The organism is Rhizobium sp. AB2/73, assembly GCF_020871915.1.
Lineage (GTDB): Bacteria > Pseudomonadota > Alphaproteobacteria > Rhizobiales > Rhizobiaceae > Rhizobium > Rhizobium dioscoreae.
In genome coordinates this window covers 3,431,049-3,451,918 of sequence record NZ_CP067071.1, presented here as the reverse complement: position 1 = coordinate 3,451,918, position 20,870 = coordinate 3,431,049, and the positions used below count along the sequence as shown (strand labels likewise).

The 20,870-nt window shown below is 61.1% G+C and carries 13 protein-coding genes; 6 read left to right on the top strand and 7 right to left on the bottom strand.

Features of this window, described 5'->3' with window-relative positions:
• Positions 1-12: 12 nt before the first annotated feature.
• Both lptE and leuS read right to left on the bottom strand, forming a co-directional pair.
• On the bottom strand, positions 13-534 hold the full coding sequence (gene lptE, locus I8E17_RS16925; RefSeq protein ID WP_113366469.1) for an LPS assembly lipoprotein LptE: 522 nt from the start codon (positions 532-534) through the stop codon (positions 13-15).
• A complete protein-coding gene (gene leuS / locus I8E17_RS16920) occupies positions 524-3,154 on the bottom strand; it encodes a leucine--tRNA ligase (protein WP_113366509.1) in 2,631 nt (876 codons plus the stop codon). The genes lptE and leuS overlap by 11 nt, the downstream gene beginning before the upstream one ends.
• A gap of 199 nt (positions 3,155-3,353) precedes the next feature.
• On the opposite strand from leuS, the gene I8E17_RS16915 reads away from it, so the two are divergent.
• Complete coding sequence (locus tag I8E17_RS16915) at positions 3,354-4,013, top strand: YggS family pyridoxal phosphate-dependent enzyme (protein WP_113366510.1); 660 nt, start codon at positions 3,354-3,356, stop codon at positions 4,011-4,013.
• Between the two features lie 200 nt (positions 4,014-4,213).
• Here I8E17_RS16915 and I8E17_RS16910 read toward each other — a convergent pair whose 3' ends face one another.
• Positions 4,214-4,921, bottom strand: a complete 708-nt coding sequence (locus I8E17_RS16910) for a DUF1013 domain-containing protein (RefSeq protein ID WP_069613900.1) — start codon at positions 4,919-4,921, stop codon at positions 4,214-4,216.
• Positions 4,922-5,144: 223 nt separating this feature from the next.
• On the opposite strand from I8E17_RS16910, the gene acs reads away from it, so the two are divergent.
• Positions 5,145-7,103, top strand: coding sequence for an acetate--CoA ligase (gene acs / locus I8E17_RS16905; RefSeq protein WP_069613899.1), 1,959 nt, complete (start codon positions 5,145-5,147; stop codon positions 7,101-7,103).
• A gap of 62 nt (positions 7,104-7,165) precedes the next feature.
• On the opposite strand, the gene I8E17_RS16900 is transcribed toward acs, so the two are convergent.
• Both I8E17_RS16900 and I8E17_RS16895 read right to left on the bottom strand, forming a co-directional pair.
• Positions 7,166-8,158, bottom strand: a complete 993-nt coding sequence (locus I8E17_RS16900; RefSeq protein ID WP_113366470.1) for an alpha/beta hydrolase — start codon at positions 8,156-8,158, stop codon at positions 7,166-7,168.
• A gap of 37 nt (positions 8,159-8,195) precedes the next feature.
• A complete protein-coding gene (locus I8E17_RS16895; RefSeq protein ID WP_069613897.1) occupies positions 8,196-8,423 on the bottom strand; it encodes a DUF1674 domain-containing protein in 228 nt (75 codons plus the stop codon).
• Between the two features lie 112 nt (positions 8,424-8,535).
• Between I8E17_RS16895 and htpX the strand changes: the two genes are divergently transcribed.
• The 4 genes from htpX to purH all read left to right on the top strand — a co-directional run bounded on the left by htpX (position 8,536) and on the right by purH (position 14,447).
• On the top strand, positions 8,536-9,534 hold the full coding sequence (gene htpX / locus I8E17_RS16890) for a zinc metalloprotease HtpX (RefSeq protein WP_113366471.1): 999 nt from the start codon (positions 8,536-8,538) through the stop codon (positions 9,532-9,534).
• Complete coding sequence (locus I8E17_RS16885) at positions 9,531-10,940, top strand: RsmB/NOP family class I SAM-dependent RNA methyltransferase (protein WP_113366472.1); 1,410 nt, start codon at positions 9,531-9,533, stop codon at positions 10,938-10,940. The genes htpX and I8E17_RS16885 overlap by 4 nt, the downstream gene beginning before the upstream one ends.
• A gap of 148 nt (positions 10,941-11,088) precedes the next feature.
• The gene (locus tag I8E17_RS16880; RefSeq protein WP_229002040.1) at positions 11,089-12,735 is read left to right on the top strand and encodes a heparinase II/III family protein; all 1,647 of its coding nucleotides are present in this window, start codon (positions 11,089-11,091) and stop codon (positions 12,733-12,735) included.
• A 95-nt stretch (positions 12,736-12,830) separates the two neighbouring features.
• The gene (gene purH / locus I8E17_RS16875) at positions 12,831-14,447 is read left to right on the top strand and encodes a bifunctional phosphoribosylaminoimidazolecarboxamide formyltransferase/IMP cyclohydrolase (protein WP_069613893.1); all 1,617 of its coding nucleotides are present in this window, start codon (positions 12,831-12,833) and stop codon (positions 14,445-14,447) included.
• A gap of 67 nt (positions 14,448-14,514) precedes the next feature.
• On the opposite strand, the gene I8E17_RS16870 is transcribed toward purH, so the two are convergent.
• Entirely contained in the window at positions 14,515-15,903 is a 1,389-nt protein-coding gene (locus I8E17_RS16870) for an MFS transporter (protein WP_219511280.1), read from the bottom strand.
• A 51-nt stretch (positions 15,904-15,954) separates the two neighbouring features.
• The gene (locus I8E17_RS16865) at positions 15,955-20,745 is read right to left on the bottom strand and encodes an NAD-glutamate dehydrogenase (RefSeq protein ID WP_113366475.1); all 4,791 of its coding nucleotides are present in this window, start codon (positions 20,743-20,745) and stop codon (positions 15,955-15,957) included.
• Positions 20,746-20,870 lie beyond the last annotated feature (125 nt).

Below are 20,870 nucleotides of genomic sequence, written 5' to 3'. Positions count from 1 at the left end.
CCGCGCTCTTTATCAGCGGCTGAGCGCAGCGCCGATGTCGGCTGCGACCATCTCGGAGACTTCGCGGGCGGCACGGTCTTCCGAATCGCGGATTGCGCGCTGCTTGGCGAATTCCTGCGTGGGGAAATCGACCAGCGACGTCACCGAACGGCTACCGGACTTGATGACCTTACCCGTGCCGATCTCCCTCAATGTGAACGAGACGGTCACAGTCGTCCGGCCCGCGGCCGACGTGCTCGAAGACGGAAGATAAAGCACGCCGCCCGTACCGGAGCTGACGCTCAGATCGACATTGTATTTCGGCGTCTTGGTCTCGCCCGCGCCGCGCCCAGCGATGAAGATCAGCTGGTTGCGCACCTGGAGACCGACGCGCGAGCCTACGTCGGAGAAGGAAACTTCCGACAGCTTCTGGGTGACGCCAGTGCTGACGGCGTAGAGCGGCCGAACCTGGCAGGCCGACAGGAGGCCGGCAACGGCCACAAGAGACGCAACGCCGGCGATGCGGGCGAATTTGAAAAGACTATCAGACGACAATGTTTACGATCCTCTGTGGAACGACGATGATCTTCTTTGGCGCCTGACCATTCAATGCGCTCGTAACGGCATCCAGGGCGAGCACGGCTTGCTGCACGGCATTCTGATCTGCATCGCGCGCGATTGTCAATTCGGCGCGCTTCTTGCCGTTGATCTGAACGGGATAGATGATCTCGTTCTCGATGACGAGGGCTTCGTCATAGACCGGCCATGGGCTGGTCGCGACCATATGCGTGTTGCCGAGGACGGCCGAACATTCCTCGGCCAGGTGTGGCGTGATCGGTGCAACCAAAGCAATCAGGATCTCGACGGCTTCGCGGACGGCAGAACGATAGGCGCCATCCGCTTGACCGGTGGCCACTTTCGTCAGCGGTGCCGCGAGCGCATTGACGAATTCATAGATGCGCGCCACGGCCTTGTTGAAGGCGAGCTTGTCGTAATCACCCTGAACGGCCTTCAGCGTGCGATGGGCTATCTGCGAAATCGCCAGTGCCTCGCCTTCCTTAGCCGGAGTCGATTCGGCCGCCTTCAGGACATCGGCAGCTTCGGAAACCAGGCGCCACATGCGTTGCGTGAAACGATGCGCGCCCTCGACACCGGCTTCCGACCAGATGACGTCGCGGTCGGGCGGCGAATCGGACAGCACGAAGAAACGTGCCGTATCGGCACCATAGGAAGCGATGATGTCATCTGGGTCGACGACGTTCTTCTTTGACTTCGACATCTTCTCGATCGAACCGATGGCGATATCCTCGCCGGTCGTCAGCAGCGTGGCGCGGCGCTGGCCGTCCACTTCCTCGATGCGGATATCGGCCGGCGACACCCATTCGCGCGTCAGGCCACTGCCACGGCTATAGGTCTCGTGCACCACCATCCCCTGCGTGAACAGACCCTTGAAGGGTTCCTTCACGTCAAGATGGCCGGTTTCGCGCATGGCGCGGGTAAAGAAGCGCGAATAGAGCAGGTGCAGAATCGCGTGCTCAATGCCGCCGATATACTGGTCGACAGGCAGCCAGTGATTGGCGGCCTTGGGATCCGTCGGCTGGCTTTCCCAGGGGGCAGTGAAGCGCGCGAAATACCAGCTCGAATCGACGAAGGTGTCCATCGTGTCGGTTTCACGGCGGGCATCCTTGCCGCATTGCGGGCAGGCGACATGGCGCCAGCTGGCGTGCCGGTCGAGCGGATTACCCGGCTGGTCGAAAGTCACGTCGTCGGGCAGCTTGACCGGCAGATCCTTCTTCGGCACCGGCAGCACGCCGCAATCATCGCAATGGATGACCGGGATCGGGCAGCCCCAATAGCGCTGACGGGAAATGCCCCAGTCACGGAGGCGGAAATTCACCTTGCGCTCGGCCTGCGGTATGTTGCCGAGGTACGTTTCGGAGAGCTTCGTCGCCACCGTCTGAAAGGCTTCCTCTGTGCTCATGCCGTCGAGGAAGCGCGAGTTGATCATGACGCCGTCGCCGTCATAGGCGGTGTCGCCGACGGTGAAGCTCGCGGCATCGCCATCAGCGGGCATGACGACTGGAACGACCGGCAGGCCGTATTTGCGGGCGAAATCCAGGTCGCGCTGGTCGCCGGACGGGCAGCCGAAAATGGCTCCCGTGCCATAGTCCATCAGCACGAAATTGGCGACGTAGACAGGCAGCTCCCAGGATGGGTCGAAGGGGTGGCGGACGCGAATGCCGGTGTCCATACCCTTCTTCTCGGCCGTCTCCAGGGCTGCCAGCGAGGTGCCGGCGCGTCGGCATTCCTCGCAGAAGGCCTCGATGGCCGGATCCTTGGCAGCCGCTTCCTTGGCGAGCGGATGGTCAGCCGAGATCGCCAGGAAGGAGGCGCCGAACAGCGTATCCGGACGGGTCGTGTAAACAGTGATCTCGCGATCGCTATTGGGGGCGGTTTCGGCCACGATTTCCCAGCGAACGGTCAAGCCCTCGGAGCGGCCGATCCAATTCTTCTGCATCAGCCGCACTTTTTCCGGCCAATGATCCAACGTATCCAGGGCATCCAGCAGTTCCTGGCTGAACTCGGTGATCTTGAAGAACCACTGCGTCAGCTCGCGCTGCTCGACGAGCGCGCCGGAACGCCAGCCGCGGCCGTCGATGACCTGCTCGTTGGCGAGAACGGTGTTATCGACCGGGTCCCAGTTGACCTTGGACTTCTTGCGATAGACCAGGCCCTTTTCCATCATGTCGATAAAGAGCATCTGCTGGCGATGGTAGTAGTCGACATCGCAGGTCGCGAACTCGCGGCTCCAGTCCAGCGACAGGCCCATGGCCTTCAGCTGGGTGCGCATCGAGGCGATGTTCTGGTAGGTCCATTCCTTCGGATGCACCTTGTTGTCGCGCGCTGCGTTTTCCGCCGGCATGCCGAAGGCGTCCCAGCCCATCGGATGCAATACATTATAGCCGCGGGCACGCTTGTAGCGGGCAACGACATCGCCCATGGCGTAGTTGCGCACATGACCCATGTGGATGCGGCCCGACGGATAGGGAAACATCTCTAGAACGTAGTACTTCTCACGCGGATCGGCATTGTCTGTCACGAAGACCTTTTCTTCGTTCCATTTTTCCTGCCAGCGGGGCTCGGCGTCGCGCGGATTATAACGTTCGCTAGTCATCTGTTCTTGCATTCCGGAAAATCATGGGGATTAAGGCGTGACCTTCACCACGAAACCACCCAAGCGTCAAGTTTAGCAGGTGCAGCAAGTGCCTTATCTTGCAAAGCAAAGCCGGATTCGGGCGCAATCGCCCTTGGCAAGGCCCGCAAGCCGCATTACTGCAAAGTTTGAGAAGCAAGCCAAATATCGAGGCGAAAAGATGGAACTTCAAGAGCGCCTGAACGAAGTCCGTTCCCATATCGCAGCCGCCGAGCGTCATGCCGGCCGAGCTACCGGCTCCGTGCAGCTCGTTGCCGTTTCCAAGACCTTCGATGCCGATCAGATCCGCCCAGCCATTTCGGCCGGCCAGCGCGTGTTCGGCGAAAACCGCGTGCAGGAAAGTCAGGGCAAGTGGCCGGAGCTGAAAGCTGAAACGCCTGGGATCGAGCTGCATCTGATCGGGCCACTGCAATCGAACAAAGCCGCAGATGCGGTGGCGCTGTTCGACGTTATTGAGACGATCGACCGAGAAAAGATCGCGCGGGCCGTCGCCGATGAAATGAAGCGGCAGGGCAAGAGTTTGCGGCTCTATGTGCAGGTCAATACCGGACTGGAACCGCAAAAGGCCGGGATTGCGCCCGACGATACCGTCGCTTTCGTCGAGCTGTGCCGCAAGGAGCTTGGGCTTTCGATCGAGGGCCTGATGTGCATTCCGCCGGCGGAGGAAAATCCGGGACCGCATTTTGCCCTGCTGGCCAAGCTCGCCAAGCAGGCCGGCGTGGAAAAGCTCTCCATGGGCATGTCCAGCGACTACGAAATTGCGGTTGCCTTCGGCGCGACGAGCGTCCGGGTCGGTTCGGCGATTTTTGGGGCGCGGTAGTTCTGCGGAAGTAAAACGTGTGGAAGGCCTTGGTGCGTGGAACACACGAGTGGCGCGGATTGGAGATTTGAGGGGCTCTTTAGCCCCTCACCCCAGCCCTCTCCCCGCAGGCGGGGAGAGGGAGCCTACTGTGCCCGCACAACGAAAAGCCCCGGTCGCATTGCGCCTGGGGCTTCGTAAATCTTCGATAATGCCAGAGCTTAGAACTGGTCGTCGTCCTCGTCGTCGCGGCTGGTCGATTTCAGCGACTTCAGCTTGGCGAAAACGGCGTCGGCGTCGATTTCCTTTTCCTTCTCTTCTTCACGCTCATAGCTGAAGCCGAGCTTTTCGGTTTCCTGAGCCGGCTGCAGGGTTGCGCCGAGTTCGGCGGCGGTCGGCAGCGGACGGCCCTTCGATGCCTTTTCAACTTCCATGTCGAGGTCGATCTGGCTGCAGAGGCCGAGCGTGACCGGATCCATCGGCGTCAGGTTGGCCGAGTTCCAGTGCGTGCGGTCGCGAATCTGCTCGATGGTCGACTTGGTGGTGCCGACGAGGCGCGAAATCTGCGCATCCTTCAGTTCAGGATGATTGCGCACCAGCCAGAGGATAGCGTTCGGGCGGTCCTGACGCTTGGAGACCGGCGTGTAACGCGGGCCGCGGCGCTTGGATTCCGGCACGCGAACCTTCGGCTCGGAAAGCTTCAGCTTATGGTTCGGGTTGGCTTCGGCACGGGCGATTTCATCGCGGGTCAGCTGGCCGGTCGAGATCGGGTCGAGGCCCTTGATGCCCTGCGCTGCTTCGCCATCGGCAATGGCCTTCACTTCGAGCGGATGCAGCTTGCAGAACTGCGCGATCTGGTCGAATGACAAGGCCGTATTGTCGACAAGCCAGATGGCGGTTGCCTTCGGCATGAGCAATTGTTGAGCCATGGATATAGTCCTTCTGTCAGTCCGCGCCGGTGTCGCGGTCCGGGGTGTAACACCACATTGTCCGGGAAATACGGCCCTATATAACGATAGTGTCGCGGAATTGCAATTCTTTGCGCATGAAATGCACTTTGTCCAATTGCTGTCGTAGTTTGACCTGCTATTTATTGCGCGGAAAGAGCACTCGCGGTTACAAATTGGCGTGCGAGGATTTGAGGAGGAAACAATGTCGGAGAAGATCCATCCCGTGACGAAACCGGTCAAGGCGCGCGCCCTGATCGACAAGGCGAAGTACCAGAAATGGTATGAGCAGAGCGTCGAGGATCCCGACAAGTTCTGGGGCAAGCACGGCAAGCGCATCGACTGGTTCAAGCCCTATACCAAGGTCAAGAATACGTCCTTTACCGGCAAGGTCTCGATCAAGTGGTTCGAGGATGGCGTCACCAACGTTTCCTATAATTGCATCGACCGGCATCTGAAGAAGCATGGCGATCGCGTCGCCTTCATCTGGGAAGGCGACAACCCCTATATCGACAAGAAGATCACTTATAACGAGCTCTACGAGCAGGTTTGCCGGCTGGCGAATGTGCTGAAGAAGCACGGCGTCAAGAAGGGTGACCGCGTCACTATCTACATGCCGATGATCCCGGAAGCGGCCTATGCGATGCTCGCTTGCGCCCGCATCGGCGCAGTGCATTCCGTCGTCTTCGGCGGCTTCTCGCCGGAAGCGCTTGCCGGCCGTATCGTCGATTGCGCCTCGACCGTTGTCATCACCTGCGATGAAGGTGTCCGCGGCGGCAAGTCGATCCCGCTGAAAGAAAACACCGATAAGGCCATTCAGATCGCCGCCAAGCAGCACGTTGCGGTCAAGACCGTGATCGCCGTGCGCCGCACCGGCGGCAAGGTTGCCTGGGAGCCCGGCCGCGATGTCTGGTATCACGAGGAAACCGCCAAAGTGAAGGCGGATTGCCCGCCGGCGAAGATGAAGGCGGAAGATCCGCTCTTCATTCTCTACACCTCCGGTTCCACGGGCAAGCCGAAGGGCGTGCTGCACACGACGGCCGGCTATCTCGTCTATGCGGCGATGACGCACGAATATACGTTCGACTATCACCCCGGCGATATCTATTGGTGTACGGCCGATGTCGGTTGGGTCACCGGGCATTCCTATATCGTCTACGGACCGCTCGCCAATGCGGCGACCTCGCTGATGTTCGAAGGCGTGCCGAACTACCCGGATCAGGGCCGTTTCTGGGACGTCATCGACAAGCACAAGGTCAATATCTTCTATACCGCGCCGACGGCGATCCGCTCGCTGATGGGCGCCGGCGACCATTTCGTCAAGCGCGCCTCGCGCTCCAGCCTGCGCATCCTCGGCACCGTCGGCGAACCTATCAATCCCGAAGCCTGGGAATGGTATTACAAGGTGGTCGGCGACAGCCGCTGCCCGATCGTCGATACCTGGTGGCAGACGGAAACGGGCGGCCACATGATCACGCCGCTGCCGGGCGCGACCGATCTGAAGGCCGGTTCGGCGACGCTGCCCTTCTTCGGCGTGCAGCCGCAGTTGGTCGACAATGAGGGCAACGTGCTGGAAGGGGCGGCCGACGGCAATCTCGTCATCGCCGATAGCTGGCCCGGCCAGATGCGCACCGTCTATGGCGACCATGAGCGCTTCATCCAGACCTATTTCTCCACCTACAAGGGCAAGTACTTCACCGGCGACGGCTGCCGTCGCGACGAGGACGGCTATTACTGGATCACCGGCCGCGTCGACGACGTGCTCAACGTCTCCGGCCACCGTCTCGGCACGGCAGAGGTGGAATCGGCGCTGGTGTCGCACAAGCATGTCTCGGAGGCGGCCGTCGTCGGCTATCCGCACTCCATCAAGGGCCAGGGCATCTACTGCTATGTGACGCTGATGGTCGGGATGGAAGGCTCGGATGCGCTGCGGCAGGAGCTGGTGAAGCACGTCCGCGCCGAAATCGGCCCCATCGCCTCGCCGGACAAGATCCAGTTTACCCCCGGCCTGCCGAAGACCCGCTCCGGCAAGATCATGCGCCGCATCCTGCGCAAGATCGCCGAGGACGATTTCGGCGCGCTTGGCGATACCTCGACGCTTGCCGATCCAGCCGTCGTCGACGATCTGATTGCCAACAGGCAGAACAAGGCGGATGCGGCGTAGCTCGAGCAAAGGGCGCCGAGTCATTTGACATTAGGCGAGAGCTTGGCTCTCGCCTAAATTTCTCATCTTGCAGTGCTGAAAAAAGCAATTGCCATTTGAGCAACATGGTTGTGCACGTTTTCTCGCACCAAGCCAGCAACATCGGTAAAGACAGCTGGTGCGGCCTTCAGGCCTTGTGGCGTGGGTTCAGGCAAAAACGTATAATGGCCCACCCCGCCGCCCATGATTTCAAGGGAGCTCGAGCGCACATTCTCGTGGAGCCATGTGCAGCATTCGTGGGCCGGCGCTATGACATCCGCATCGCCGCCAAGGACCCGAACTGGTGCTGTTATTTCTTCGAGACTTTCCTTGGAAAAGCCGAGGACCGATCGACCTGGCGCGATCGCCAAAGCGGCTTTTAATCGATCATCCCTAAAACTATTCCGTCGTCGATTCCATGATTCCAGGAATGTTTCATCTTGGAGAAGCGAGGAAATGTGATCCGCCAAATCAGGGAATTCTCTCGGTCCTCGTATGGGGCTCTTATGAGGGTTATCCGGTTCGAACTGAGAGTAGGCAACGCGCGCGCCGACGAGCAGCATCGCGGTATAGGCGCCGGCGGAGAAACCTGCGATGTAGGCATGGTTTTCGATAGCCCCGCCCAAAACCTCTCTCCAGTCATTGGCATTGAGCAAGGCGGTCAGATCGGCCGCCCGCTCCCAGAGACAGAGAAATCCCTCGGCTCTATAAGGTTCTGAACCTGTGTGGCCGTGATGATCAATGCCCAGGGCCACAAAGCCGGCCTGCGCCAGGCGATGTCCGAGCCATTCCAGGCCAATGGCGAGGCCGCCCGATCCGTGAGACAGCAACACCAGGGAGCGCGGATCGGCGGATTTCTTCATCGGCGCGTTGGGCGCGACCGGCTTTTGCTTGAACCAGGACGGCGAGGGTGCGATTTCGACTGCATCATCATTGGCCGGATACCACGCGCACCAAGCCAAAGGGCGGTGGCCCGTCCGGCTCCAGTTTGCGCGTTTCCTATCAAAGGACAGACCTTGAGAGAAACCTACAGGCATTATTCTCTCGTCGAATTACGGCTAACCTAAACTCATTTCAAAAATCAATTGCGCGGCCGTTGATTTCCCAGTCGCCGAAGCGTGCGGGGTCGGCGCCGCCGCGGCCGCCGATTTCGGGCGGAAGTTCGGCCTGTGCTTGAGCTTCCTGCGCCTTGCGGCGCTCTTCTGCTTCGGCCAGCGCGCGCTTGGCCGCGGGTGAGAGCGGCTTGCGGGTGATTTCACCGGCTTCGGTGTCGAGTCTATTGTCGTTATCTGCGGTTTGCATGGTCTCGCGCGACCTCCGAAATATTGAAATGGAGGGAGGAATAGCCAAATCATAGTGCGTCCGGCCGCAAAGAAAAAGGTTCGGACTGCCGATCGTGTTGGAGACCCCCTCGATGAATCTCATGCGTACTGCCATGCTGCTTGCCTTCATGACCGCGCTCTTCATGGGCGTCGGCTATCTGATCGGCGGCCAATCGGGCATGCTGATCGCATTGGTCGCCGCCGCCGGCATGAATTTCTTTTCCTACTGGAATTCCGACCGCATGGTGCTGTCCACCTATGGTGCGCAGGAGGTCGATGAGCGAAGCGCGCCGGAATTCTACCGCATTGTTCGCGATCTCGCCCGCAATGCCGGCCTGCCTATGCCGAAGGTTTATCTCTATGACAGCCCGCAGCCGAATGCTTTCGCGACGGGCCGTAATCCGGAAAATGCCGCTGTGGCTGCCTCCACCGGCCTGCTGCACGCGCTGACGCCGGAGGAGGTGGCCGGCGTGATGGCGCACGAGCTTGCCCACGTGCAGAACCGCGACACGCTGACGATGACGATCACGGCGACGCTTGCCGGTGCCATTTCCATGCTCGGCAATTTCGCATTCTTCTTCGGCGGCCGCCGCGACAACAACAATCCGCTCGGCATGGTCGGTGTCCTTGTCGCGATGATCGTTGCCCCCCTGGCCGCTATGCTGGTGCAGATGGCGATCAGCCGTACGCGCGAATATTCTGCCGACCGCCGCGGCGCGGAAATCTGCGGCAATCCGCTTTGGCTTGCCTCCGCGCTCGGCAAGATCGCCCGCGGCGCGGCACATATCCCGAACGAAGAGGCTGAAGGCCATCCGGCGACGGCGCATATGTTCATCATCAATCCGCTCTCCGGCGAGCGCATGGACAATCTGTTTTCCACCCATCCGAATACGGAAAACCGCATCGCCGCGCTGCATGACATGGCCCGTTACGGTGGCGGCGGTGGCTCGCCGATGACGCCGTCTTCCGGCCCATCTTCGGACTTTGGCTCGACTGGACCGTCCTTCACTGCTAATCCGGGGCGCAAATCGCGCTCCGTGCCGAATACGGGTCGCGGTGGTTCGCAACCGCCGAAAGGTCCCTGGTCTTGAGTTCTGACACGAAAAACAAAGCTTCCCATAGAGACGGAAAACGATCGGGCAAGCGGCCTCAGCAATCGCGGCCACTTGATTCGTCTCCACTCAAGCCCGGCCTTGCGGCCCGCGCGGCGGCGTCCAAGATCCTGGGGGCCGTGCTGGACCGCAAGACGCCGCTCGACGGTATGCTCGATGCCGAAGGCGGCAGCGCCTCCTATACGACCCTCGGCGATAGCGACCGTGCGCTGGTGCGCGCTATCTTGAACAGCGCGCTGCGCCACCTGCCGCGCATCGAGGCGGCGATCTCGTCGCTGCTCGATTCGCCGCTGCCGGAGGGCGCCCGTGCCCTGCATCATGTCCTCGTCATTGGTGCGACCCAGATCCTCTATCTCGACGTGCCAGATCATTCCGCCGTCGATCTTGCTGTCGAACAGGCCAACCGCGATCCGCGCAACCGCCGCTTCGCCAAGCTGGTAAACGCCATTCTCCGCCGCATCGGCCGCGAGAAGCAGGAAATCCTTGAGCGGGTTGCGAACGTGCCGGCCATGCCGGCCTGGTTCCTTTCTCGCCTGGAAGCGGCCTACGGCGCTCCCACTGCGCTAAAGATTTCCGACACGCAACTCGAGCCGGCGGCGATCGACCTCACCGTGAAATCCGATGCCGAGGGCTGGGCGAAGCGGTTGAACGGCGTGGTGCTGCCGACCGGAGGCGTGCGGCTTGCCGCCTTCGAAGGTTCCATTCCCTCTCTCGAAGGTTTCGACGAAGGGGAGTGGTGGGTTCAGGATGCTGCCGCAAGCATTCCCGCAAAACTTTTCGGCTCGCTGGCCGGCAAGCGGGTGGTGGATCTCTGCGCAGCACCTGGCGGCAAGACGGCACAGCTCATTCTCGCCGGCGGCAAGGTCACGGCCCTCGATCAATCCGCCAATCGGCTGAAGAGGCTGTCCGGTAATCTGGCGCGTCTAGGCTTCGAAGCAGAAACCGTCGTTGCCGATATGAGCAAATATCAACCCGGCGAACTTTTCGATGCGGCTCTTCTCGATGCCCCCTGCTCCTCCACGGGAACGACGCGCCGCCATCCGGACGTGCTGTGGACCAAGGGGCCGGAGGATATCGCCAAACTGGCCGCCCTGCAGGAACGCCTGCTTCGCCATGCCCTGACCATGGTCAAGCCGGGCGGAGTGGTGGTCTTCTCCAATTGCTCGCTCGATCCCGAAGAGGGCGAAGATCTGGTTGCACGCCTGCTTGCCGACACCGGCAATGTTGAGCGTGTACCGATCCCATCAGGCGATTGGCCGGGTCTGGAAACGGCGATTTCGCCGCTTGGAGCCTTCCGCACCACGCCGGACATGCTGTCGCTTACCGATGGCTTCGCCTCCGGCCTCGACGGCTTCTTTGCCGTCGTGCTTCGCCGCACGCATTAGTTCCACCTCGAATCGTTTTTACCGGCCGGTTAAAAAACCGGCAAACATGTCTCTAATTGGTATATCTGTAACCTCTTTTTAACCACGGGTAATGAGAGTAAGCAGAAGCAAATATGCAGATCTGCGGCAGGGTTTAGTGAGTTCATACATGCGGGAAGCATGGCGGCGGATGTCGCGCCGCGCGGCGTTGACGCGATTGCGTCTTACCCGCCACACGATGCGTGTGCCGGAGCGCCTGATCGTGGCACCGACCGATCTGCGCAGCGTCGATCCCTTTTTCGTCGAAGAGCTTTTGAACGGCCGTATTCTGCTCGCCGGGCGCGTTCTGGAAACACAAGGTGCATCGCCCTTCTCATTGGAGCTGCCGTCGCTGGCCTTTGCCGCCAGGCTGCATAATTTTCGCTGGCTGCGGCATTTGCGGGCGGAAAAGAGCGATCAAGCCTCGGCCATGGCGCGATCGATCCTCACCGACTGGATTGCCGTTCACGGCCGCCGGCTGCATGGCCTTGCCTGGTCGCCCGATATAGCGGCGCAACGGCTGATCGCGCTTCTGTCGCATTCGCCCGTACTTTTGCTGGGTACCGATAGCGGTTTCTACCGCCGCTTCATGCGCATGCTCGTCTTCCATGTGCGCTTTCTGCGGCGGATCGTAGCCTCGTCGCCTGACGGCATCACCCGGTTTCGGGTGCGCATCGCGCTAGCCATGGCCTCGGTCGCCATGCCGAGCAGTTCGCTGACGCTGAAACGGGCGGGGCAGGCACTCGACCGCGAGATCGACCGGCAAATCCTGCCGGATGGCGGCCATATCTCCCGCAATCCGCGGGCGTCGCTGGAACTGCTGCTCGATCTGCTGCCGCTGCGCCAGACCTATGTCAATCTCGGCCATGATGTGCCGATCCGGCTCATTCCTGGCATCGACCGCATGTATCCGGCACTGCGTTTCTTCCGCCATCAGGATGGCGATCTGGCGCTGTTCAACGGTGCGACCTCGACGCTCGCCAACGAGCTGATGTCGGTGCTGCGCTATGACGAGACGGCCGGTCAGGCCTTCAAGGCACTGCCGCACACGAAATATCATCGTTTGGCCGCCGGTTCGGCCGTCGTCATCGTTGATGCCGGCTCTGCTGGCTCGGTCGATCTCAGCCGTACGGCGCATGCCGGCTGTCTTTCCTTCGAGATGTCGTCGGGCAAGTCGCGCTTCATCATCAATTCCGGGGCGCCTGAATTTGCGGGTGACCGCTTCATGCAGGCGGCGCGGGCGACTGCGGCGCATTCGACCGTCACGCTCAACGACACCTCGTCCTGTCAGTTCTCCAAATCGAAATCGCTTGGGCCGATCATGGTCAGCGGCGTCAAGAAGGTCATCGTCGAGCGCGCCGAGACGGAAGACGGGCGAGACTATGTCCGCGCCGCGCATGACGGCTATCTCTCCGCCTTCGGCTATGTTCATGAGCGCGAGATCAGTCTGAATGCCAGCGGCACGATCGTCGCCGGCCGCGACCGGTTCTTCGCGCCGGAGGGCAAGAAGCATCAGCCGAAGGGTGAGGGCATCGCTTCGGCCCGCTTTCACATTCACCCCTCCATCAGCCTGCTGCAGACCGAGACGGATGCCGCGCTGTTGATCGCGCCGGATGGAGAGACCTGGGTCTTCTCCTCGCCCGGCAATGAAGTGCTTGTCGCGGAGGATATCTTCTTTGCCGATCCCTCGGGTGTGCGCTCCTCCGATCAGCTCGAGATCGTCTTCCGGATCACGGAAAAGCCCGAAATCCGCTGGTTTTTATCGCATCGGCCATAGGCTAAGCGCGTGACCTATGCTAACGGGGCGGCATTATCCGTCCCGCGCCTTCCCGCAGGACGCGTCATCTCCCTATGCTAGACCGGAGAAAGCCAATGGCCGTCGTTTCCAAGAAAATTCCCGCTCCCGACAAGGTGAAGGTGAAAACCGCGCTTCTGTCCGTCTTCGACAAGACCGGGATCGTCGAGCTGGCGCGTGCGCTGAGCGAACAGGGCGTACGCCTGCTGTCGACCGGTGGCACGCACAAGGCGATTGCAGCAGCAGGGCTTGCGGTGACCGACGTTTCGGAAGTGACGAATTTTCCGGAGATCATGGACGGCCGCGTCAAGACGCTGCATCCGAAGGTGCATGGCGGCCTGCTCGCCATCCGTGATGATGCCGAGCATCAGGCAGCCATGAAGGAGCACGGCATCGAAGGCATCGATCTTGCCGTTATCAACCTCTATCCCTTCGAGGACGTGCGCAAGGCCGGCGGCGACTATCCGACGACGGTGGAGAATATCGACATCGGCGGCCCGGCGATGATCCGCGCTTCGGCCAAGAACCATGCCTATGTAACGACGCTGACCGATCCTGCCGATTACGCCGAACTGCTGGCGCAGCTTTCCGCCGACGCCGGCCAGACGACCTATGATTTCCGCAAGCGCATGGCCGCCAAGGCTTTTGCCCGCACCGCTGCTTACGACGCGATGATCTCCAACTGGTTTGCCGAAGCGCTCGATATCGCCACGCCGCGCCACCGTGTCATCGGCGGCGTTCTTCGCGAGGAGATGCGTTATGGCGAGAACCCGCACCAGAAGGCGGCTTTCTACCTGACCGGCGAAAACCGGCCCGGCGTCTCGACGGCGACGCTCATCCAGGGCAAGCAGCTGTCCTACAACAACATCAACGACACCGACGCGGCCTATGAGCTCGTTGCCGAATTCCTGCCGGAAAAGGGGCCAGCCTGCGCGATCATCAAGCACGCCAATCCCTGCGGCGTTGCTACCGGCCCAAGCCTGGTGGAAGCCTATAAGCGGGCGCTTGCCTGCGATTCCACCTCCGCCTTCGGCGGCATCATCGCGCTGAACAGCCTGCTTGACGCAGAAACGGCCGAAGAGATCGTCAAGCTCTTCACCGAGGTCATCATCGCGCCTGAAGTGAGCGAGGAAGCCAAGGCGATCATTGCCCGCAAGCCTAATCTCCGCCTGCTCGCGGTCGGCGCCCTGCCCGATCCGCGTGCAGCTGGCCTGACCGCAAAGACCGTCTCCGGCGGGCTGCTGGTTCAGAACCGCGACAATGCTTTGGTCGAGGATATGGAGCTCAAGGTCGTAACCAAGCGCGCGCCGACGGCGCAGGAGCTGGAAGACATGAAGTTCGCCTTCCGCGTCGCGAAGCATGTGAAGTCGAATGCCGTCGTTTACGCCAAGGATGGCCAGACGGCCGGCATCGGCGCCGGACAGATGAGCCGCGTCGATTCTGCCCGGATCGCCGCTATCAAGGCCGAGGAAGCCGCCAAGGCCATGGGGCTCGCCGAGCCGCTGACGCGCGGTTCCGCTGTTGCTTCCGAAGCCTTCCTGCCGTTCGCCGATGGGTTGCTCTCGGCGATTGCCGCAGGCGCCACGGCCGTCATCCAACCCGGCGGTTCGATGCGCGACCAGGAAGTGATCGACGCGGCCAATGAGCATAACGTCGCAATGGTCTTTACCGGCGTTCGCCATTTCCGCCATTGATCGGCGGATATACCGGATTTGTAAAGCGTATATCCCGGTTGGTTTGCCAGCCGGGATTTTTCTTTGCCTACTTCGCTCTATCGGCCGGATAAGGCGTCGACAACAGAAGCAGCAGGCCACCGGCGAGGAAGATGACAAGCGTCGCCATGCCGAGGCGGGCCGAGCCGCTCCAATAGGTCACCAGCGAGAAGAACAAAGTCGCCATGAAACTAGTGGCGCGGCCTGACAGGGCGTAGATGCCGAAATAGCGGCCGGCTTCCGAGAGGCTGACGCTGCGGGCGAGATAGGACCGCGAGGAGGCCTGCACAGGCCCGAAGGCGATGCCGATCAAAAGGCCGTAGCCGATATAGGCCTTCTCCGCCGCCGTACCGAACAGACCACCGGCGCTGACGGTGGAGAGCGGCACGAGGCCGAAGAGCGTGAAACCCGGTCCGGTCGATATGATGCCGAACGTCGCGACGAGCAGCAAAGTCAGGCTAATGACGACTGTCGTCTTCGAGCCCAGCCAGCGATCGACATAGCCGGCGGCAAAGCAGCCAAAAATGGCGATGATGTTGAGGATGATGCCGTAGATGCCAATCTCGATCGTCGCCCAGCCGAACATGCCGGCCGCGAAGGTGCCGCCGAGGATCAGGAGGCCATTGACGCCGTCCTGATAGATCATCCGGGCGACAAGAAAGAGGCTGATGCCGCGCCGGCGCCTCAGCTCGCCCAAGGTCGCCGATAGCTCGCGCAGGCCCGAGCGAACGGCGGCGCCCAAGGGCAAGCCGCGTGCGGCATCCGGCGTGAAGAGAAACATCGGCAGAATGAAGATGAAATACCAAACGGCCGAAATCGGCCCGGTGATACGAGCATCCTCGCCTCGCGTGGCGTCGAGGCCGAAGAGCGAGGTGAGGCCGAGAATGGTCTTGCCGGTCTGTGGATTGCCGGCGAGCAAGGCCACGACGGTGATCAGCACGATCATGCCGCCGAGATAGCCGAGCCCCCAGGCGGCGTTCGACAGCCTGCCGACATCATCCTTACCAACCAGCCGCGGCATCATGGAATCATTGAAGACGATCGAGAATTCGGCCGAGATCGAGGCGAGGATCATGAAGATCACCGGATAGATGACCGGCGAGCCGGGTGCCGCGCCCCAGAGGCAAAAAAGGCTGACGATCTTGATGACGGCGAAGAAGGCGATCCATGGCTTGCGGGCGCCGGATTGATCGGCGATCGAGCCGAGGACCGGTGAAAGGATGGCGATGATCACCGAGGAGATCGTCGCCATATTGCTCCATGTCGTCTGCGCGGAGACGGGATCGGCCGTCAGCCGCGCGACGAAATAGGGGCCGAAGATGAAGGTGGTAACGACCGTGAAGAACGGCTGAGCCGCCCAGTCGAAGAACATCCAGCCCCAGATACCGCATGCCGGCACTTTGGCCGGCACGTTATCGTCAACAATTTCGGTCGCCACCAGATCCAGCCCTCATTCCCTCATCCCGTGACGGGGACGAGGCGGACTGTCTCATCTTGCCCGGCCGTTCGCAAGATCGCTGAGCAGGCCGGCAGCGACGGTGATGCGGGCGAGGTTCGGATCGCCGCTTTCGCTGAGGCCGCCGAGCTCTTCGGCGATTCGATTGATGCGGATACGGTCTTCCGCATGCCATGCCTGAACCGGCTGCTTGTCCTTCGGATGGTTGGACAAAGCGGAGATGACAATGTCACGACGGGCGCCAGCGATCTGGTCGAGGCTACGCGCCAGCGCCAAGCTCTCGTAATGATCGCCGGTAACGATCCGGCTGCCGGCCAGCAGCAGGCGGCCGACGCGGAAGGTCTGCGATACGGTGAAGTAGCTTTCGGCCGCGCGGTTCAGCGTATCGCCGGTGCGTTCGGCGATCTGCATGATCTCAGGCACGAGGACAAGCGCATAGATCGTGGCGATCTCCGACGCGAGCTTCTCCGGCAGGCCGGCTGCCAGATATTCCGCTTCGCGGGCTGCGATCTCGGCCGCGAAATCCGCCGGAATATGCGTCAGGAAGACGGGCCGCAGCTTCTTCAAGGCCGCACGAAGCCGGCTAACGATTTCCTCGATTTCGCCCTTGGCGGCCCCAGTCTTCAATAGCAGGCGCGTCAGCACGGTATAGACTTCGGTGATCTCGCCATAGACGCGGTTCTGCATCTGGCCGCCGACCTTACCGTCAAGTGCATCGGTCTCGTTCCAAAGCCGGTCGAGATCGAAGCCGTCGCGGGCTATGACGGCGGCCTTGACCACTTCGGCCGCCGACGCAGCCGTTGCATCCATCATGCTGACGGCAAAGCCCGGACCGCCACGATTGATCGCTTCGTTGGCGAGCGCCGTGCCGATGATTTCGCGGCGCAGGCGATGGCTTTCGATATCCGTGGCGTTCGAACGCTGCATCTTAGCCGGGAAATAGCGGTGGAGCGTGGCCGCAAAATAGGGATCGTCGGGCAGGTCGCTGGCGACAAGCGCATCGAAGAGAACAATCTTGGCATAGGAGAGCAGCACGCCGATTTCGGCGCGCGTCAGCGGCCGCCCATTGGCGTAACGTTCGGCAAACGTTTGATCGTCGGGCAGGGTCTCGACCTTGCGGTTGAGCTGCTTTGCCGCTTCCAGCACGCTCATGAAGCGGCTGAGTTCCAGGCCATTGCCGGTCCCCTTGCGCTCGGTCAGCGAGATCGCCAGCGATTGCAGATAGTTGTTGCGCAGGACGAGCGCTGCCACTTCGTCGGTCATGGAGGCGAGCAGCGTATCGCGCTTGGGGCGTGTCAGGCGGCCGTCATGCATGGCGTTGGCAAGCGCTATCTTGATGTTGACCTCGACGTCGGAGGTGTTGACCCCGGCCGAATTGTCGATGGCGTCTGAGTTGCACCGGCCGCCCTTGAGGCCATAGGCGATGCGGCCTTTCTGGGTGACGCCGAGATTGGCGCCCTCGCCGATCACCTTGGCGCGGACTTCTTCAGCCGTGATGCGGATCGGATCGTTGGCGCGATCGCCGACTTCCGAATCGGTTTCGGACGGCGCCTTGACATAGGTGCCGATTCCGCCGAACCACAGCAGATCCACCGGCGCCTTGAGGATCGCCGTCATGATCTCGAAGGGCGTTGCGACCGATTTGTCGATGTCGATGGCGGCGACCGCTTCCGGCGTCAGCGTGACCGATTTTGCCGATCGGGAAATAATCATCGCGCCCTTCGACAAGACAGACTTGTCGAAATCCTGCCAGCTCGAACGCGGCAGGTTGAAGAGCCGCTGCCGTTCGGCGAGCGTCTTTGCCATGTCCGGATCGGGATCAATGAAGATGTCGCGGTGATCGAAGGCGGCGAGCAGGCGGATTTTCGGAGACAGGAGCATGCCGTTGCCGAAGACGTCGCCGGACATGTCGCCGACGCCGACGACGCTGAAGGGCGTCGTCTGAATGTCGATGTCCATCTCGCGAAAATGCCGCTTCACGGTTTCCCAGGCACCGCGGGCGGTGATGCCCATCTTCTTGTGGTCGTAGCCGGCCGAGCCGCCTGACGCAAAGGCATCGTCGAGCCAGAAGCCGGCTTCCTGCGCCAATGCATTGGCAGTGTCGGAGAAGGTCGCCGTGCCCTTGTCGGCGGCAACGACGAAATAGGGGTCGTCACCGTCAAGCCGCACGGTGTCGGCAGGCGGGATGATATCGGCGCCGGAAATGTTGTCGGTGATCGACAGCAGCGTGCGGATATAGGTCTTGTAGGCCTCACGACCGGCATTGAAGACCTCGTCGCGGCTGCCGCCGACCGGAAGCTTCTTCGGATAGAAGCCGCCTTTGGCGCCGACGGGGACGATAACGGCGTTCTTCACCTGCTGTGCCTTCACAAGGCCTAGAACTTCGGTGCGATAGTCTTCAGCGCGATCCGACCAGCGCAGGCCGCCGCGCGCCACCTTGCCGAAGCGCAAGTGTACGCCTTCCACTTCAACGCCGTAGACGAAGATTTCGCGGAAGGGGCGCGGTTCGGGCAGGCCATCGAGCAGCTTGGGATCGAGCTTGAAGGCGAGCATGGCCTTCGGCGTGCCGTCCGTATTCTTCTGGAAATAGTTGGTGCGCAGCGTCGAGTCGATGGCGTTGACGTAGCGGCGCAGGATGCGGTCGTCGTCGAGGCTCGGTACGTCGGCAAGTTCGGCTTCGATGCTCGCGTGCAGCTCGGAGAGCTTCTTCGTGCGGTTCTTGTCGCTGAGCTTCGGGTCGAGCGTATCGTGGAACAATCGGAAGAGCGATGCGGCAATCCTAGGATATTTATCCAGCGTCGCAGAGATATAATCCTGCGAATAGGCGATGCCGGCCTGTCTGAGATAGCGGGAATAGGCGCGCAGCACATTGGTTTCGCGAGCGGAGAGATCGGCAGAGACGATCAGCCGGTTGAAAGCGTCGTTGTCGATCGTGCCGCCGAAGGCAGCAAGGAAGGCTTCTTCCAGGGCGGCGCCGTGGCGGGCGAGATCGATCGTCAGGCCGCTGCGGGTTTCGAGTTCCATGTCGTGGAGCACGACATGGCCGGTCGAGCCGCCTTTCGCCGTGACATAGACATCGAAGGTGCGCTCGCTGATAACGTTGAAACCGAGATTTTCGAGCAGCGGCACGCGGCGCGATAGCGCCAGGTTGCCGTCGCCGTGGAAGATCTTCAGCGAGAGAATGTCGCCTGCCTCGTCTTTGCGGATATAGAAGCCGATGCGGATCGGCTCGGCACCGGCAGTTGCGATGATATCGGGCAGATCGGCAAAGGCGTCTTCCGGCGAGAAGGCTTCCTGGAAAGCCTGGCTGACGGAGATGCTCGGCGCCTTCGGGCCGGCCAGCATGGCGAAGCGTTCGTCCCAGCGGGCTGTGATGGCGCGGATCGCTTCTTCCAGCTTCGCCTGCGGAACATGTGGCGTCTTGCCGGCGCTGCGGCCGATGATGAAGTGCACGCGCGCAACCCCGCCTTCCGGGAAGGCGGGATAATAGGCTGAGACGCGGCCGTCATAGACTGACTTCAGGTAATTGCCGATCTTCTCGCGGACAACGGAATCATATTCCTCGCGCGGGACATAGACGATGACGGAGACGAAGCGGTCGAAATGATCGATACGCGGCAATACGCGCACGCGCGGCCGATCGGTCAGATCATTGATCTGCTCGGCGAAATTTGCCAGCAGCGAGGTATCGATCTGGAAGAGATCGTCGCGCGGATAGGATTCCAGCGTGTTTTCGAGCGTGCGACCCGAGTGGCTCGTGGGATCAAAGCCGAAGTGATCCTTGACCTTCTGCACCTTCGAGCGCAGCAGCGGCACGTCAGTGGCAGCGCTGGTATAAGCCGTCGATGTGAAGAGGCCGACGATGCGCAGCTCGCCAGTAACATTGCCATCCGTGTCGAAGCGCTTGACGCCGACATAATCCATATAGGCGCGGCGGTGGACGATCGATTTGACGTTGGCCTTGGTGACGATCAGGAAATCCGGCCCGTCGAGGAAAGCGAGGATTTCCGGGGTCGTCGTGACGGCGTCCTTGCCCTGCCGGAGAACGCGGACGTCCGGATTGGACAGGATGCCGAGGCCGGTGCCGCGGTCCCGCTCGACCTTGGCGTTGGCGCCCTTGCCGGAATAGACATATTCACGCATGCCGAGGAAGGTGAAATTGCCGTCCCGTAGCCAGGCAAGGAAGGCGAGTGCCTCGTCGCGATCGTTCTTGCGGCGGCCGGCCGCCTCATAGGTTGAAAGCTCCGATATGACGGTCTCGAGGCGTGCCAGCATCGGTTTCCAGTCGGAAACGGTGAGATGCGTCTGGTCGAGCACGGTCTGTACCCGCTTGGTCAGATCGGTTGCCTGCGCTGTCGTCAGCGGCGAGAGATGAAGCTGGATATGGCTGACGCGATGGGCCGGATCGCTCGGTTGATCGGCTGAATAAAGGCTCGGCTGCTTGCCCTTCTCGATGACCAGGATCGGATGCACCGCCATGTAGAGATCGCGATAGCTGCTCGTCACTTCACCCATGATCGATTCATAGAGGAAGGGCATGTTATGGTCGGTGATCGAAAGAATTGAAACGGCAATGCCATCGGGCTCGATACCGGCGACCTGCTCTATGTTGACGCGGGGAGACGTGCCGCTCCAGGCTGCCAGCTCCTTCGCGGCATGTGCCGCGGCAAGGGCCAGCATTTCCGGGCTGTAAAGCTCCATGTCGTCATTGCTTGCCCGGCCGAACAGGATTTCGGGATCGAGATGCGCTTTGCCTGTTGCCGCCGCAATTTTGCGTGCCGCTTCGATCTGTTTTTCCCGTTTCGGATTGGTCTTAGGCGCCATGAAATTCCTCCCGATTTTCGAATTTTGACGACAGTAGCAGAAGGTTTAGCGAAAAAACTGGCAAAAAGAATGCGAATTTGGTTGCTTTCGGACTGATTTTAGTCGGTTTCTTTAAAAATCTTGCT

What these genes read in the sequence shown, in the direction of transcription:
- I8E17_RS16895 (WP_069613897.1), bottom strand. Translation starts at nt 8,423, where the DNA reads ATGCAAACCGCAGATAACGACAATAGACTCGACACCGAAGCCGGTGAA.
- acs (WP_069613899.1), top strand. Translation starts at nt 5,145, where the DNA reads ATGTCGGAGAAGATCCATCCCGTGACGAAACCGGTCAAGGCGCGCGCC.
- I8E17_RS16910 (WP_069613900.1), bottom strand. Translation starts at nt 4,921, where the DNA reads ATGGCTCAACAATTGCTCATGCCGAAGGCAACCGCCATCTGGCTTGTC.
- I8E17_RS16915 (WP_113366510.1), top strand. Translation starts at nt 3,354, where the DNA reads ATGGAACTTCAAGAGCGCCTGAACGAAGTCCGTTCCCATATCGCAGCC.
- purH (WP_069613893.1), top strand. Translation starts at nt 12,831, where the DNA reads ATGGCCGTCGTTTCCAAGAAAATTCCCGCTCCCGACAAGGTGAAGGTG.
- leuS (WP_113366509.1), bottom strand. Translation starts at nt 3,154, where the DNA reads ATGACTAGCGAACGTTATAATCCGCGCGACGCCGAGCCCCGCTGGCAG.
- I8E17_RS16865 (WP_113366475.1), bottom strand. Translation starts at nt 20,745, where the DNA reads ATGGCGCCTAAGACCAATCCGAAACGGGAAAAACAGATCGAAGCGGCA.
- I8E17_RS16880 (WP_229002040.1), top strand. Translation starts at nt 11,089, where the DNA reads ATGCGGGAAGCATGGCGGCGGATGTCGCGCCGCGCGGCGTTGACGCGA.
- htpX (WP_113366471.1), top strand. Translation starts at nt 8,536, where the DNA reads ATGAATCTCATGCGTACTGCCATGCTGCTTGCCTTCATGACCGCGCTC.
- I8E17_RS16900 (WP_113366470.1), bottom strand. Translation starts at nt 8,158, where the DNA reads ATGCCTGTAGGTTTCTCTCAAGGTCTGTCCTTTGATAGGAAACGCGCA.